The following is a 14,239-nucleotide window of genomic DNA, read 5'->3' as shown; positions in this document are numbered from 1 at the left end:
GCCGGTCGGGGCCGGCGCAGCAGGCGCCGGCCCCGAGCCGGCCGACTACCTCTCGGCACCCCGAGCCGAGCTCGTCGGAGAGTCGGCGGCGCTCGTTCCCGCGGGGACGAGCGACCCCTGGGACGCCGACCCCCTCGAGGTGACCGGCGGGATGATGATGGGCGCGACGCCGTCCGAGACCCTCCTCGAGGTCTACCGGCTGTTCTTCTTCGCCCTGGAGTGGCTCGAGGCGAGCTTCCTGGTACGCCAGACCAGCCGCCGCGTGTCGAAGGAGTCGGAGGACGAGACGACGGTCTCGCTCATCCACGACGGCTTCGGGCGGGGGCTCGTCGATTGGGCGGCACGCGAGGAGGAGCGGCCCGGCGATCACTTCGGACTCCTCATCGCGGCCGTCGGCGACACCATCCACTGGGACGAGCCGATCGACGGCTCGGCCGACCCGACCTACCGCTACGCGGTGAACCTGCGCTGGAAGTCGTGCCTCGTCACTGCGACCCTCCGGCACATCACCTTCGTCAACGGCGACTTCCGCAACTCGACCTTCGTCGGCTGCGAATTCGAGGGCGTCACGTTCGTCAACTGCCTGCTCGACGGAGTCTCATTCTCCGACTGCCGCTTCCGCGGCCCGGTAAAGCGCCTGCCGGAGTTCACCGGGGAGGAGAAGGCGGAGCTCGAGAGCTCCGACTTCGATCTCCTCTCCTTCACCCTCCCTCTGCCCGCCGCGTCAGCGAGCGTGGTCCGCTCGTTGAGTCGGTACCGGGAACTCGCCGAGCCCGGCACGATCGACGAGCTGTACTCACTCACCTCGGGGCTGCCCGCGACGCCGAGTCGCGGCGAGTCCGCGTACGCCGTTCCGGCGTCGGAGGGCGGCCTGCTGATGTACGGCGGACGACTCAGCTCGCTCGTCTTCGGCCGCTGCGAGTTCCCGGACGACGGCTCGGTCGCCCTCCGGGATCTCGCCGGCACATCGCTCGAGTTCGCCGAGCAGGCCGTGGGGAGCATCGAGCTGAGGAACGTGGCACTCCGAGGGCTGACGATCAGTGCTCCGCTGGACTACGAGAGCACCGCCGGCGACGGCATTGATCTGCACGCGTACTACTCGCTCCTGCAGAACGTGTGGATCTCCGCACACGTTCCCGGCTCCGCCGTCTTCGACGACTGCCCGGTGTGGCAGCTCGCGAACGGCAGCACGACGTTCCGCATCGACGACGAGAAGTCGTTCGTGCGCGGTCGCCTCGTGCTCGACGACGCCGGCAGGTCCGCGCTCGAGAAGACGGCGACGAAGGTCGACTACCGCTCGACGCCTGCGAAACGCGAGCTCCTCCTCCGACGGGCGGCGGTGCAGGAGACCGGGATCACTCCGACCTAGAAGCCGTCAGCAGTCGGGAGGAGCGGGTCCGACAGGACGTGCTCGAGCAGGGCCATCCGGACGAAGAGCCCGAGGTCGCTCTGCTCGAAGAACCGGAGCCTGCGGTCGCCGCGCACGCTCAGGGCGATCTCGTCGATGATCGGGAGGGGCGAGAGCACCGCGCCGCGCGCGGTCAGGGTCTCCAGCGCCCTGCCGTCGACGCGCAGTCGGGACCGGACGGCCTCGCCGGGTCCCTTCGGGATCCCGACCGCGTACAGCACGTCGACCGAGTCGAGGTCCCGCACCGACGGGACGACGGCGGCACCCGAGGCGAGCACCACGGGATCCGACAGCCCGAGGTCGCCGTCGCTCACCACGGAGAGCCTGGCGGGAGGACGACGGGCGAGCAGGCGCAGGAGCCCCCGCGCCGCGCGCATGCGCAGATCCCCCGTGATCGCGACGTGCAGCTCGTTCACCGGGCCGACCAGGCGCTCCACGGCGAACAGGTCGATCAGGGTCTGAGACGGGTGCTCGGCGGCGGCGCCTCCGTCGCCCCCGTTCAACCAGGGCGCCCCGAGTCGGACGGACGCATCCGTGCGAGCCGCCGGGCGGTCTGCCCGCACGACGACGGCATCGGAGTACCCGCTGAGCACGCGGACCGTGTCGCCGATGCTCTCCGGCAGGGACGCCTCAGAGGCGCGACGGTCGACGACCGTGACGGGCCGGGCACCGAGGCGGTGCGCCGCGCTCTCGAAGCCGATGCGCGTACGCAGAGACGTCTGGAAGAAGGCCAGACCCACGACAGCCCCTGTCACCGTCGAGACGCTCTCCCCCGCGGAGTGCACTCGCGCTCGATCCAGCACGGCGTCGATCTCCGCGCTCGTGAGGTCTCCGATGCCGAGGAGGCGGCGGCTCATCTAGACCCCGCTGAACATCACAGGCAGTTCGTGACGGTACTCGACGGGGGTCCGGCTCAGGGTCAGCGTGTTGTGGGTGTCGGGTGGGCAGTCCGGGCCGAGCTCGATGCCGTACGAATCGGCGAGATCGCTCGCCCGGAGGAACACCTCGCGGAGCTCCTCCGCCGACGGTGGCCGCGAGTCGCGCAGGGGGGTGGCCGGATCGGGGCGGAAGGGACTGAGGACGGGGCGGCAGCCTCGCTCCAGGATCGCCTCGACACCCTCGAGAGTGCTCTCCAGCGGCTCGAGGCCGACCATCAGCATGGACCGCACTCGGTGGCCGCCGATCTCCTCCGCGGCGGTGGCGAGGAAGTCGAGGTAGTAGGAGCGGCCCTGGCGGAACTTGTGCGGCATGATCTTCTGCGCGATCGTCTCGCTGTAGACCTCGAGGTTGATCGAGATCTCGTGAAGGCCGAGGGCGTCCAGCCTGGGCAAGTCGTAGAGCCCGTCGAGCGGCACCATCATGATGTCGATCTCGAGACCGGCGAACTCCTGGAGCACCGCCTCGTACGCCTCCCGCATCGCCGGCACATGCGGCGGCCCGGGCGTTCCCCCCGAGATCAGGAGATGCCGCCCCGGCTGGAGCTCGTCGCCCAGGGCAGTGCGCACGGACTCCAGCATGATCTCGACCGGCTTGAGTCCCGCGTAGCGGTCATCGAAGGGGATGTTGCAGAAATCGCACACCATCGCGCAGCCGATGGTGGGCGACAGCCTCACGCGATCGCCGTGAGTGAAGACATAGTTGTTGAGGGGGCGGCCGGTCGATGTCGTGCCACCGAGGTAGCTCGGCGGCACCCAGTACGACGCACTGCTCTCGAAGCCGCGACCGTGCACGAAGAAGCCGTCGGAACCGTGGTCGAAGACCAGTGTCGTGCCCGGTACGAAGTTCGGGTTGTAGCGCTCGACGGGCATGTTCACCCAGACGTCGTCCTCCATGCGGATGATCAGTCCACTCGTCGAGGCGTAGTCGGCCGGCGAGAGCTCCCCGCCGTGCACGATGTCGTCGAGCGCCGATTGGGCCGACGGGGAGATCACCGCGCCGTCCGCGAGGAGCGAGAACTTGAGCTGCTGGGCCGGCGTGAAGGATGCGGACATGTACGGCTCCCCAGTGCGTTCAGGCGTGGGTCGATACTATCGACAGATGCCGTCCAGCGAGGGTCCTCCGAGCGCGGGAACGGCGGTCGTCGATGCCATCCTCGACCGCCGCAGCGTGCGGTCCGGATTCGAGGCGCGACCGATCCCGCGCACCGTTCTCGAACGGGTCCTCGAGTGCGGACTCGCCGCGCCGTCGTCCAAGGGCGCGCGTCCGTGGCGGTTCCACGTCGTGGAGGATCCGGTGCGGCTGGCGAGCCTCGCGACAGCGGTCCGCTCGGCGCGCGGTGCCGACGACTGGATCCCGCACGATCCGCGGACGGGCCGCCCCGACCCGCGCTGGACTCCGACGGTCGGGGAATCCGCGGATGTCCTGCAGGGAGCTCGCGCCGTCATCCTGATCGAGAACCTCGGCGTCTTCAGTCGGGGCCGGGCCGAGCTCGCCAGAACGCCCGCCCGCCGCCTTCGTCCGGCCTTGGACGGCTACACGTTCGAATGCGTGGGGATCGGGGCCGCACTGGAGAACCTCTGGCTCGCCGCGCACGCGCTCGGACTGGGGGCGGCCTTCCTGGGCGACGTCGTCATCGCCGAGGAAGGCATCGCCGAAGAGCTCGGCCTGAGCGGCGATCTCATCGGGGCGCTCTGCCTGGGGTACGCATCGGGTCCGGCTCCGACGCGACCGCTCCGCGATGCAGCCGATCCGTCCGTCGTCTGGCATTGACTGCATGGACGACATCAAGACGGACGTGCTCGTCCTCGGGCAAGGGATCGGAGGGCTCCTCGTCACTGCCGCGGCTCGCGCCGCGGGACTGTCGTCGACGGTCATCGAGCGCGCCCCGACCGATCGGCGCGCCGGCGTTCCTCACGCCTCGCAACTGCACAATCTGCTCGGTCGGGGCCGCCGAGAGCTGGAGCGCCTGCTGCCCGGGATCACCGCCGATCTCCCGCTGTTCGACGGTGTCCGTGCACGGGTGTCGACCGACACCCGCGTGGTCGACGGGGGCCGGCGGGCTCTCGAACGCGACCTCGGGCGCGAACTCTGGAGCATCCCGCGGATGCGCCTGGAGGACGCCCTCCGAGCACGACCCGAGACCGCACCCGATGCTCTGATACCGGGACGGGCCGTCGGCCTCCTCCTGACACCGGACGGATGCGGTGGCGCTCGGGTCGATTCGACCGGTGGCCCGAGGCCCATCCGAGCGGACCTCGTCGTCGACGCGATGGGTGGGACGTCCCCCGTCGTGGCGTGGCTGCGGGCCGAGGGCATCGAGGTGGAGAGAACGGTCACCGAGGTCGATCAGTGGTACTCGACCGCGCTCGTGAGGCCCGCGCGGGCCCTCTCCGGTTTCATCATGGTCTTCCCCTCCCCCGGCTCCACCCGCGGCGGTCTGGCCAGCCCTCGAGCAGACGGGAGCTACGCCGTCTCTCTGAACGGGATCGGCGCGGTGGACCGACCGCCGGTCACCGAAGCCGAGTTCCGTGCGTACGCGCGAAGCCTCCCGGACGAGGGCATCACCGAGCTCCTCGAAGGAGCGCTCCTCGACAGGCCTGCACTGTTCCGCAGACCTGTGGCCACCTGGAACAGGCACGACCTCGCACCTGTCGCCGGACTGGTCGCCGTCGGCGACGCCTCGGGCTCACCCAATCCTCTGCACGGGCAGGGGGTGTCGGGAACGGCGTGGGAAGCTCGGCTGCTCGGAAGAGCTCTCAGGTCCTCGCCGAGCGCCGACGGTTTCCCCGCACATGCCGGACGCGTACGATCCGCCGTCTGGGACCTGATGACCCTCCACTCCCCGCTGCGCGCAGACGTTCCCGATGCCGCTGCATGGGAGAGGATCAACGATCACGCCGAGGAGGATCCCGCCGCACAGGCCGCTGTGATCGACGTGATGCACCTGCTCGCTCCGGTGGCGACGCTGCAGGCGATCAGCCGGGGCGAGGTGCCGGTTCCGGCGGACTCGTTCTGGGAGTAGCAGGACAGGGGACTCCGCTGCTCAGAGGATCTCGTACGCCAGCAGGTCCGCACCCCCGCGGCGCATGACCTCGAGGTTGTGCGCCGCGGCATCGCGCAGCACGGGATCCCCGACGGCGCGGAGGTCCGCGAGCACGCCCTCCTGCTCGGCGAGCACACTCTCGGGGTCGCCGCGGTGCGGCTCGCCGGCTCGCGCTGCGAGGTACTCGACCATCACCCGCGCGCCGCGCACCTTCCCCGCGCCGCGGCCCGGTCGGGAGACGGCAGCCGCGTGAGCGTACCGCTCCCGTGCGTCGTCCCACCGGTGCGCGATCAGTGCGAAGAACCCGAGTTTCTCCCAGTATCCGCGGGCGGTGAGGTCGGGGCCCGGCGACCACGCGCTGAGCCGCTCGCTGTCGCTCTCGGCCGCCCGGTCTGCGCGCGCCCACGGCTCGATGGTCGCGAGGATCTCCTCCGGAGCCGTCGAGGTCTGAAGGAGGTCGAGAGTGCGTCCGCGAGCGAAGTCGTCGTTCTCGCGCGAGAGTGTCGCCAGCGCCTCACCGATGACGATCATCGCGACCCCGTCCATCCAGCCGAGCTCACTGAACCGGATGAGCGCACGAGCTCGCCAGACGGCGGCGAGTCCGTACTGCGCGGTGACTCCTGCGGACAGTGCCAGCACTCGGCAGGTCTCGGCGTCGTACCGATTCGTGACGCGAGCCTGCATCGCGGGCCACTGGTCGGCGCCCAGCCTCAACGCTTCGGCGGGGTCGCGCTCAGGTGCGGACTCGAGGATCCGCTGGTACAGGAGGGCGGCAGGAGGCACGGTCTCTGACATGACCCGACTCTAGGACACGGCGTCTCAGGACATCGCGCCCCGCACCGCGCCGCGATCCGGGCAGCGTACCCGCGCCGACCGCGGCCGCCACCGCGCGCAGCGTCCGTCACCCCCGCTCGAGAGCTCTGAGGCCGTCCTCTGCTCGGCGGAGGAGACGGTCGAGCTCCTCGATGCGCCGCTGGGTGCGTCCAGCACTCTCGCGCGTCGCCGCGGCGCGGAGGGCACGCTCCTCGAGGGAGCGTTCACGGCGCAGCCTCTCGATCGTGCTGCGCTGCTCCTGGATCCGACGGGTGTCAGCGGCCATGGTGGTGTCCTTCCTGTTCATCGCACGGTGTGCACCGGCTCGACCGATCCCGATGGTGGTCGCCGTGGCTCCGAAGGTGGATCCACGGCGACCGGTGGCCTAGCGGCCGGCGAGGGCCGCGCCGCAGCCGACGCACGTGCGGTTGGACACGTTGTTCTTCGTGCCGCACGTCGCACAGGTGCGAGCCTCCTTGTTCACTGGAGTCATCAGTCATCACCTCCGTCCTGATCTGCGCGTCCACGCGTGGACGCCGTTCGCAGAATCGACCGATCCCGATGGCCGGGGGTGCTCCTACCGGAGGGACACCGCGGCCAGCGCCGAGAGCGTGCTCGTCGTCGACATGACGCTCGACAACGAGGTCAGGAAGGTCCCCAGTGCCGACGGGCCGATATCGGGCCGCTCCTCCCGCAGACGCAGGATCCCGCACTGCCGCACGAGATACGCCGCGCGCTCGCCTCCGATACCGCTCGACCGCAACCGCGCGAGCTCGGCCGGTCCCGCGACCGTCGGCAGGAACGCGTCCGCAGCGGCGACGAGCCACGCGCTGCCGATAGCGTCGACCCACGCATCCGATCCCTGGCGCTGCCTCTGGAGTCCTGCTGCGTGCACGCCGCTCAGCGACGCCAACGCACCCTCCTGCTCCTGGGTCAACAGCGCCACCCGCCGCCTCGCGAGGCTCGATCGCGCACGCGAGAGAACGGACGAGCGATGACGGTGCTCCTCGGCGAGCCTCGTCTCGACGGCCGCATCCCCTTCGTCGAAACTCCTCAGGAGCTCACCGACGGTGACGAAGCGATCGGCAGCGAGGTGCGGGAGCGCCCCCAGTCGATGAGCGCGCCGCCACACCCTGCTGGATCGCGGCAGCAGGAGCCAGAGCTCGACCTCCGGGTGGCGGGCCTGCAGATGATCGGCGGGCAGCAGAGCGTCGTGGTCCTCCCCTCCCAGGAGGTAGGCCGCTGACGGGCTCCCGCCGTCGAGCCGACGTCGGAGCTCGTCGACGAGCTCGTTCTCCGCGGCGTGCCGCTCATTGCCCACCACGTGATGGATGATCCTCACGCCGCGCCGTGTGAACAGCACGAGCAGCGCGTCCGGGTGGATCGCGGGAGCCCAGGTGCGGGAGACCTCGATGCGGGCCAGGCCCTCCTCGCCCGAGGCGAGGCTCCGGAGCAGGAGGTCCACCGCCGGATCCCAGCGCTTCCCGTAGCTGTCCACGGCCGCGACCTCGGCGCCGGAATGCCATTCGAACCACCCCAGGACCAGGTCGACGGCGCGGAGCATCGCCCGCAGCTCGCACAACTCGCGCTCGCCCGTTCCACCGTCACCGAAGAGCACCGACTGGACCGTGCGCTCATCCGTCTCCGGGCGCTGCTGAGCGCTGACGCCGTGGAACACGTTCTCGGTGTCCAGCAGGACCTCGCCGCTCATCGGACAGGGACGGCCTCGGCCGCATGTGCGAGTTCGGCGGCGAACGGGAGGTCCCATCGGGACGCGGTCGCTTCGGTCGGAGCGACCGCCCGACGGTTCCGCGCGGCGACGAGAGCGGCGATCGCATCGCGATCCCGCCGACGGGCATCGGCGGCCCGAGGGGCCACGGCGTCGTAGCCGTCGATCCCGGAATACACCGTGACGGCGGGATCGGAGAGATCACCGGTCGTCTCGAGCCACGCCGTGCCGACGAGCACTCCGTCCCAGAAATCGAGAGCGGTGACCGCGGTGTCCCCGCCGCGATCGACTCGGGCGAAGAAGGGGCCGGTTCTGCGGGGATCAGCGCCGGGGGCGACCTCGACCTCGATCCGGCATCCGGTGGATCCGTCCCGCTCGTCCACCGACCATCGGATGGCGTCCTCCGCGCTCGAGAGCACTCGAGGCGGCACTGCGCGCGGATCGACGGGGAAGGTGCCCGACAGCACCGCCGAGCCCTCGCCCGCATCCTCCCGGCCCTCGAGACCATCACTCCCGCCGGCGGCGAGCGCGAACAGATCGTCGTCCGAGTACGCCGGCTCACCGACGTACAGTGCGGCTCCTGAGAGAGAAGCGAGGAGACCGGCGACCCCCTCGTCGTCGAGGCGAGTGCGGAGCTCGGAGGCGGCGGTATCGGCCGCGCGGATCCGGGCCTCGATCTCCTCCAGCACGGCGTAACCGTCCGCCTCCGGGTCCGAGACCTCGAGAGCGATCTGCGCGGCCTCCACGACCACCGCATCGATCGCTCCGTCGATCGCCGAACCGTCGATCCGGGCTTCGTGGTCGCCGAGATTGAGAGCGAGGCTGGCGAGATGAGGCTCGAGCAGCTGCGCGGACAGGACGATGCTGCGGTCCAGAGCGTGCTCCGCTCCGGACGCGAGCACTGCGGCCTCGGCGTCGAGCAGCCATTCCAGGCACTCCGGCACCGAGACCGAGGGCTGAGGCCACCAGCGACGCAGCCACAGCGCGAGTGCGAGCCTGCGCAGCCTGTCGGCGAGGGCGCCCTGCACGACCTCGACGAGGATCGGATCCGGGGCGTCCTCGCTGTCGCCCGCAGCGATGTCGAGGATCGTCTCCGCCGCCTCCGCTCCGTACAGCGAGAACAGCCACCACGCGGCTGCGTCGGCGTCGAAGATCTCGACCGAGGCGACGGGGTCGTGTTCCTGGACATCGAACACGAGGGTCCCTCCCGCGAGACCGAGGCGCACGGAGGTGATGCTCGAGAAGTCGGCGCTCTCGGCGGGCGCGACCACCGTGTAGCGGTCCTGTCGCCGAGCGGTCAGTGTGGTCATGAGCGGTCCTCTTGCGTGTCGTCGTGGTCGGAGCCGCCGTCGAGCGGGCCCTTGAAGGAGATCCACTCCCGCACCTGCGGGAAGGGGATCGAGAGCGGTGGCACGACGTGGAGTGGATCCTCGGTTCCGAGACGGGCCGTCTCGGCCTCCACGTACGTCCGCCAGGTCGCGATGAGCGGATCCGGGTCCGGCGCCCTCCTCGGGAGGCGGGCGACACTGTTCCAGAACACGACGACGGCCTCCGCACCGAAGGCATCGATGGCGGTCTGCAGGACGTCGTCGATCGCCGAGCGCTTCGGCGCAGTGGGCGCGAGGCCTCTGCGCCGCCCCGAACCGGTGCGGGCCCCGCCGAGCAGCGGATCGTCGGTGCTGACGAGGGGAGGGAAGTAGCGCGACAGCTCCTTCAGCTGCTCGCGAGCCGTCACGTAGACGCCGTGGACGAGATTCCACACCTCGAGAGCGTCCGGCTCCGCTTCCGAGCACAGACTCCGCCGGAGTACTCGAGACCAGAGCTTCCCGGCGAGATAGGGTCCGGGCTCCTGGTAGAACGCGACGGCGTCCGCCATCTCCGCCCGTCTGCTCCGCTTGCGTGATCGGGAGACCTCGTCGCGCCACCCTTTCGCGATGCGGAGCCTGCCGCCCGAGAGCGACTCGAGGAACCACTGGTCGACGGTGGCCTCCTCCCAGGTCATGAGCTCAGCGAGCTGGTGCCCGATCGCCATCACTTTGCGCGCCCAGTCGTGGGGGAGTCCGAGCGGGAGCGCGGACGCGTCGATCACGCCCTCGATCGCGTTCACAGCACTGCCGGGGATGACGAGGGACGCGCCCGCTCCGGTAACGAGTCGCGACACCCGGTCCGCGATCGCCTGATCCAGAGGGAAGGACGGCCTCAGATCGCGGGGGGAGGTGGACACCCTGCCCAGCGACGGCTGGGCGACGGTCAGGTACTCGGTGAGCCACAGATCGCGTGCGTCGTCGTCGGTGAATCGCACCGGGGCATCGTAGATCTCGCGGAGGACCCGCTCCGCCGCGAGTGCGTCGACGGATCCCTCATCCCGCGAATAGGGATCCGCGATCGTCAGGAACGTCGCGTAGAGGCCGAGGTGAGAGGAACGCCCCCGGATCCGGGGCCGGTCCATCCAAACGGCGTCGAGTCGGTCCTGTAAGCGCCGGGACGTCGCTGCGTCGCGCCAGATCCTGTTCGCGGAGGGTCCGGTCAGAGAGTCCTTCGCGATCTCGTGGTCGATCGCTCGACGGGCGATGACCAGCTGCTCCGCTTCGTCGCCAGGGAGGTCGGTGAACTTCTCCAGCGATCGGGCGAGCCGGTGCACGGTGTCGATCGGAGTGAGCCGCCGCACGCGCACCGCATCGAGCGCACGGACCCACGCGGTGTAGGTGATGATGCGGGATTCGGAGGCCGCAATGCCGGCCAGCAGGGTCGCCGCTTCCTGGTCGTCGATCCGGCTGCCCTTCGCCGCCGTGAGCCGGTTCTGCGTCACCGGAAACCCCGCTGCGGTCAGGGCCTCGACCAGGAATCCCTCACGGACGGAGCGGACCGGAAGACCGCCGTTCGTGACCAGAGGACACCCTAGGACTGTCTCGGGAAGCAGAGACCATGCGGCGGACAACGCGTGGGAGAGGATCGCCATCGTCCGCCCCCGTCTCCCGGCCGTGCGAGGCGCGGCAGAAGCGCAAAGATCGACCCGGGCGCGATCAACGTAGCACGAGCGCTGGTCACCGACGATGCCGAGCGTCAATGCGTGCGGAGCAGTGCGAGTGGGCACGGAGAGTCCTTTCCTCGGGGTTCGCACTCACTACCGATCCCGACGGCGGGCACCCGGGCGGGAGCGCCGCAAGCGGGATCGGTCACGATATCGGCGCTCCGTACCCGGTCGCGCTCTGTCCAACAGGAAGGCGGATCACCGATGCACTCCCCCTCGCGCCCGACGAGCGCGCTGACCACCCGATCCGCTCCTGCGGCGGCGCCATCGCGGTCCGACCGCGTCGGCCGAACGGATGCGAAGGCCTGCCCGTGCTGATCGAGGAGGCCGTGGAGTCGTGGAAGGCGCTCTGGGTCGGACGGCTCTCGCCATCGGAGCCGCTGCCGAGGTCGGCCGACGGCTGCTCGAGCTGCGGGCCCTCCCCGTTCGCGCGCGCGGCGGAGTTCCCCGCGTTCCTCCCGCACTGGGCCACGCACTCGCTCGTCCTCGAGTTCACCGCGCGCTGGCTGCTCGAGGTCGACGCGTTCCGAGCAGAGCACGTCCCGAATCTCCTGCATCCCGACGCCGTCGAACCCCGCCACTACGAGAGCGACGAGCACACAAGATCGATGCGCGAGTACCACAGTGCGGTACTCGAGCTGATCTGCATCGAGATCCGCTTGTGCCGGGCCGAGATCTGGTCGACGGTGCGTGCCGTCGTGTAGCCCTGAGGCGGGGGACCCTCTCGCAGGTGGTGCACTCGGCCAGCTGCGGGTGGGCAGTGTCGCGACGGATCGGGATGGGCGGGTGGATCGGGCCGGGTCAGACGCCAGCGGGCTCGAGGACGCCCGCCTGCTCCTCGTCGAGCTCGCGGCGCACGGTGCGCTCGCCGTCGAGCTCGCGCGTGGAGCGCGGGGCGAGCAGACCGACGACGACGAAGGTGCCGAAGCCGATCGCGGCGGCGACGAGCGTGGCGTAGCCGTCGAAACCGGCCCCGATCAGGTCGTTCGGCACGTAGAGGATGTCGTTCGGCACTCCGTAGAGCGTCGGGGTGAGCGCCAGCAACACGATCCGCACGGCGAAGCCGACCCCCGCCGCGACGAGCGCGGCCGTCACTCCCGGGCGCTTCCAGAAGAGCCCGATCAGGAACGGCGCCGCGAGGCACGCGAGCATGAGGTCGAACGCCAGCGTGAGCAGGATGCCCGTCTGGCTCACCCGGATCGCGAGGAACGAGCCGAGGATCACGATCGGGACCATCGCGACGCGGGTCCACTTCAGCAGCGGGTCCACCCCGGAGCCGGTGTGGCGGCGGACCGAGAGGACGTTGCGGACGACGATCGCGGAGGTGGCCAGGATCGCTCCGGACGCGGTCGAGAACGACGCGGCCACGACGCCCGAGAGCACCAGGATCGCGATCAGCGGCGGCGCGTAGTCGTCGAGGAGCGTGAACAGGATCGGCCCGTCGGCGGTCGTGATGCCGAGGACCGCACTAGCGGTGAGCGCCACGATCGCGAAGATCGTGCCGATCGCGGCGGTCCCGGCCGCGGCGGCGAAGCACGCGCGGCGGGCGACCTCGGGCGACTTGGCGCCGAAGATGCGCTGCATGAAGTCGATGGCGACGAGGTCGCCGATGCCGAGTGCGACGAGCGTGGCCCAGTTGACGGGCGCGCCCATCGCCGGGTCGGTCAGCTGCTCGAAGTCGAACGGCCCCATCCCCTCGGGGATGACGATGCCGTAGGCGAGCGCGACCCAGACGAGCAGCGAGATCGCGGCGACGACCGTGATGACGGTCTGGATCGCGGCCGTGTACGCGTCCGAGAAGAGCCCGCCGGCGATCGTGTAGGTCAGCACGAGGGCGACCGACAGGACCACTCCCCACGCGTAGGGGATGGCGGCGAAGCGCTCGAGCAGGAAGCCGCAGGCGACCAGGTTGCCCGCGAGCAGGATCGTGAACGAGAGCACCATGATCACCGACGCGACGACCTCGGTGGTGCGGTCGTAGCGCATCCGGAAGAAGTCGGCGAGCGTGAAGAGCTTCATCGCGTTCATGGGCTTGGCGAGGAAGAGCCCCGTGATCAGGAGGCAGATCGCGAGTCCGATGGCGAGCGAGGCGCCCGCCCAGAAGCCGAACTGCGAGGTGAGGTCGGTGTTGCCGACGGTGGCGTTCGAGTCGACCGCGGCGGCGGTGAGGGAGACCGCGACGAGCGGGATGCCCAGGCGGCGGCCGGCGACGAGGTAGTTGGCGCTGTCTCCGTCGATCTTGCGGGCGACAGCGATGCCGACGGCGAGGACCACCAGGACGGTGATCCCCACTCCGAGGATGATCATGCGTGCTCCAGGGTGCTCGGTGGTGCGGCGAGGTGTTTCTATCGGTTGATAGACACGGATCCTGCCGCGCCCGGAGGCGCCGATTTTTTCGAGCGTGCAACGATCGCGTTAACTCCGCCGCGCGAGGGCGGTGGCCAGGTGTCGCGGTCGAGTACTCGGAAGTTGTCGTTCTCGAGGGGCGAGTACGACGACTTTCGAGGAGTGGCGTGCCGCTCCGCCGCAGAGGAGCGGACGCGCGGGCGAGTATCCGAGAGTCGTCGTACTCGACGAGCGAGTGCGACGACTTTCGAGGAGTGGGCGGGTCAGCGCAGGCGCGCGAGCACGGCGGGGCCGGTGGCGAGCGCCTCCGCGACGGCCGCGCGGTCGAGGTCGAGTACGCGCAGCGCGGCGAGCGCCACCGCCTCGCCGTGGCGCTCGAGGTCGATCCCGGGGCGGCGGCGCTGCAGGATCACGTTCTCGACGAGGGCGAGCACGAGAGCGGCCCCGACCTCGACGTCCTCGGCTCCGCACGCCGCCACGAGGGTGCGGTAGGCGGTCTCGAGCTCGGAGCGCCGCTCGCGGAAGGCCGCGAACCGCTCGTCGCCCAGCTCGGGCAGCAGGTAGAGCGCGCCGACGTTGTACTCGCCCGCCGAGAGCAGCCGCACGTCCGACACGCACAGCGCCCACAGGCGCGCCGCGGGCGACTCGTCGCGCGCCAGCAGCTGGGCTGCGGCGTCGAGCGACGGCTGGACGGTGCCGAGCAGCAGCTCGAGCAGCACCGCGTGCTTGCCGGCGAAGTGGTGGTACAGCGAGGCCTGCCGGATCCCGGCGGCGCCCGCGATGGCGTGCGTACTCGTACTGCCGAAGCCCTCGGTGCAGAAGAGCGCGGCACCGGCGGCGAGGATGTCGGCGCGGGTGCCGAGGCCGGTGAGCGAGGCTCCGGAGGCGCGCGGCCGTCCGGTGGGTGCGCTGGCCATGCGCTCGACGGTA

At 70.4% G+C, this 14,239-nt stretch carries 13 protein-coding genes; 4 read left to right on the top strand and 9 right to left on the bottom strand.

Translation table 11 applies throughout. From position 1 onward, the window contains the following. On the top strand, positions 1-1,369 hold a 1,369-nt coding region (locus ASF46_RS18165), incomplete at its 5' end, for a pentapeptide repeat-containing protein (RefSeq protein WP_162240200.1). On the opposite strand, the gene ASF46_RS18160 is transcribed toward ASF46_RS18165, so the two are convergent. Then, the gene (locus ASF46_RS18160; protein ID WP_056868913.1) at positions 1,366-2,265 is read right to left on the bottom strand and encodes a hypothetical protein; all 900 of its coding nucleotides are present in this window, start codon (positions 2,263-2,265) and stop codon (positions 1,366-1,368) included. The genes ASF46_RS18165 and ASF46_RS18160 overlap by 4 nt on opposite strands. Continuing rightward, a complete protein-coding gene (locus ASF46_RS18155; RefSeq protein ID WP_056868912.1) occupies positions 2,266-3,399 on the bottom strand; it encodes a radical SAM protein in 1,134 nt (377 codons plus the stop codon). On the opposite strand from ASF46_RS18155, the gene ASF46_RS18150 reads away from it, so the two are divergent. Both ASF46_RS18150 and ASF46_RS18145 read left to right on the top strand, forming a co-directional pair. Beyond that, positions 3,365-4,117, top strand: coding sequence for a nitroreductase family protein (locus ASF46_RS18150; protein WP_200919767.1), 753 nt, complete (start codon positions 3,365-3,367; stop codon positions 4,115-4,117). The genes ASF46_RS18155 and ASF46_RS18150 overlap by 35 nt on opposite strands. 4 nt (positions 4,118-4,121) lie before the next feature. Then, positions 4,122-5,369, top strand: a complete 1,248-nt coding sequence (locus ASF46_RS18145; RefSeq protein WP_056868910.1) for an FAD-dependent oxidoreductase — start codon at positions 4,122-4,124, stop codon at positions 5,367-5,369. A gap of 21 nt (positions 5,370-5,390) precedes the next feature. Here ASF46_RS18145 and ASF46_RS18140 read toward each other — a convergent pair whose 3' ends face one another. From ASF46_RS18140 to ASF46_RS18120, 5 genes are all read right to left on the bottom strand, one after another. Further along, positions 5,391-6,185, bottom strand: a complete 795-nt coding sequence (locus ASF46_RS18140) for a hypothetical protein (RefSeq protein WP_056868909.1) — start codon at positions 6,183-6,185, stop codon at positions 5,391-5,393. A 106-nt stretch (positions 6,186-6,291) separates the two neighbouring features. Continuing rightward, positions 6,292-6,489 carry a hypothetical protein gene (locus ASF46_RS18135; RefSeq protein WP_157602770.1) on the bottom strand — a complete coding sequence of 66 codons (198 nt, stop codon included), beginning with the start codon at positions 6,487-6,489 and terminating at the stop codon, positions 6,292-6,294. A gap of 291 nt (positions 6,490-6,780) precedes the next feature. Beyond that, positions 6,781-7,914: a hypothetical protein gene (locus ASF46_RS18130; protein ID WP_056868907.1), complete on the bottom strand. Its 1,134-nt coding sequence runs from the start codon at positions 7,912-7,914 to the stop codon at positions 6,781-6,783. Then, positions 7,911-9,242, bottom strand: a complete 1,332-nt coding sequence (locus tag ASF46_RS18125) for a hypothetical protein (protein ID WP_056868906.1) — start codon at positions 9,240-9,242, stop codon at positions 7,911-7,913. The genes ASF46_RS18130 and ASF46_RS18125 overlap by 4 nt, the downstream gene beginning before the upstream one ends. Then, a complete protein-coding gene (locus tag ASF46_RS18120; RefSeq protein ID WP_056868905.1) occupies positions 9,239-10,741 on the bottom strand; it encodes a hypothetical protein in 1,503 nt (500 codons plus the stop codon). Before ASF46_RS18120 ends, ASF46_RS18125 begins: the two co-directional genes overlap by 4 nt. A gap of 533 nt (positions 10,742-11,274) precedes the next feature. Here ASF46_RS18120 and ASF46_RS18115 point away from each other — a divergent pair. Next, positions 11,275-11,667, top strand: coding sequence for a hypothetical protein (locus ASF46_RS18115; protein WP_056868904.1), 393 nt, complete (start codon positions 11,275-11,277; stop codon positions 11,665-11,667). A gap of 97 nt (positions 11,668-11,764) precedes the next feature. Here ASF46_RS18115 and ASF46_RS18110 read toward each other — a convergent pair whose 3' ends face one another. After that, positions 11,765-13,270, bottom strand: a complete 1,506-nt coding sequence (locus ASF46_RS18110) for a sodium:solute symporter family protein (RefSeq protein WP_056868903.1) — start codon at positions 13,268-13,270, stop codon at positions 11,765-11,767. 302 nt (positions 13,271-13,572) lie between these two features. Next, the gene (locus ASF46_RS18105; RefSeq protein WP_056868902.1) at positions 13,573-14,226 is read right to left on the bottom strand and encodes a TetR/AcrR family transcriptional regulator; all 654 of its coding nucleotides are present in this window, start codon (positions 14,224-14,226) and stop codon (positions 13,573-13,575) included. Positions 14,227-14,239: the final 13 nt, after the last annotated feature.

Origin of the sequence: Rathayibacter sp. Leaf296 (assembly GCF_001423045.1) — a bacterium.
GTDB lineage: Bacteria > Actinomycetota > Actinomycetes > Actinomycetales > Microbacteriaceae > Rathayibacter > Rathayibacter caricis.
The sequence above is the reverse complement of the archived record's forward strand: the minus strand, read 5'-3'. Positions and strand labels throughout refer to the sequence as shown.

What these genes read in the sequence shown, in the direction of transcription:
- ASF46_RS18160 (WP_056868913.1), bottom strand. Translation starts at nt 2,265, where the DNA reads ATGAGCCGCCGCCTCCTCGGCATCGGAGACCTCACGAGCGCGGAGATC.
- ASF46_RS18155 (WP_056868912.1), bottom strand. Translation starts at nt 3,399, where the DNA reads ATGTCCGCATCCTTCACGCCGGCCCAGCAGCTCAAGTTCTCGCTCCTC.
- ASF46_RS18145 (WP_056868910.1), top strand. Translation starts at nt 4,122, where the DNA reads ATGGACGACATCAAGACGGACGTGCTCGTCCTCGGGCAAGGGATCGGA.
- ASF46_RS18140 (WP_056868909.1), bottom strand. Translation starts at nt 6,185, where the DNA reads ATGTCAGAGACCGTGCCTCCTGCCGCCCTCCTGTACCAGCGGATCCTC.
- ASF46_RS18135 (WP_157602770.1), bottom strand. Translation starts at nt 6,489, where the DNA reads ATGGCCGCTGACACCCGTCGGATCCAGGAGCAGCGCAGCACGATCGAG.
- ASF46_RS18130 (WP_056868907.1), bottom strand. Translation starts at nt 7,914, where the DNA reads ATGAGCGGCGAGGTCCTGCTGGACACCGAGAACGTGTTCCACGGCGTC.
- ASF46_RS18125 (WP_056868906.1), bottom strand. Translation starts at nt 9,242, where the DNA reads ATGACCACACTGACCGCTCGGCGACAGGACCGCTACACGGTGGTCGCG.
- ASF46_RS18110 (WP_056868903.1), bottom strand. Translation starts at nt 13,270, where the DNA reads ATGATCATCCTCGGAGTGGGGATCACCGTCCTGGTGGTCCTCGCCGTC.
- ASF46_RS18105 (WP_056868902.1), bottom strand. Translation starts at nt 14,226, where the DNA reads ATGGCCAGCGCACCCACCGGACGGCCGCGCGCCTCCGGAGCCTCGCTC.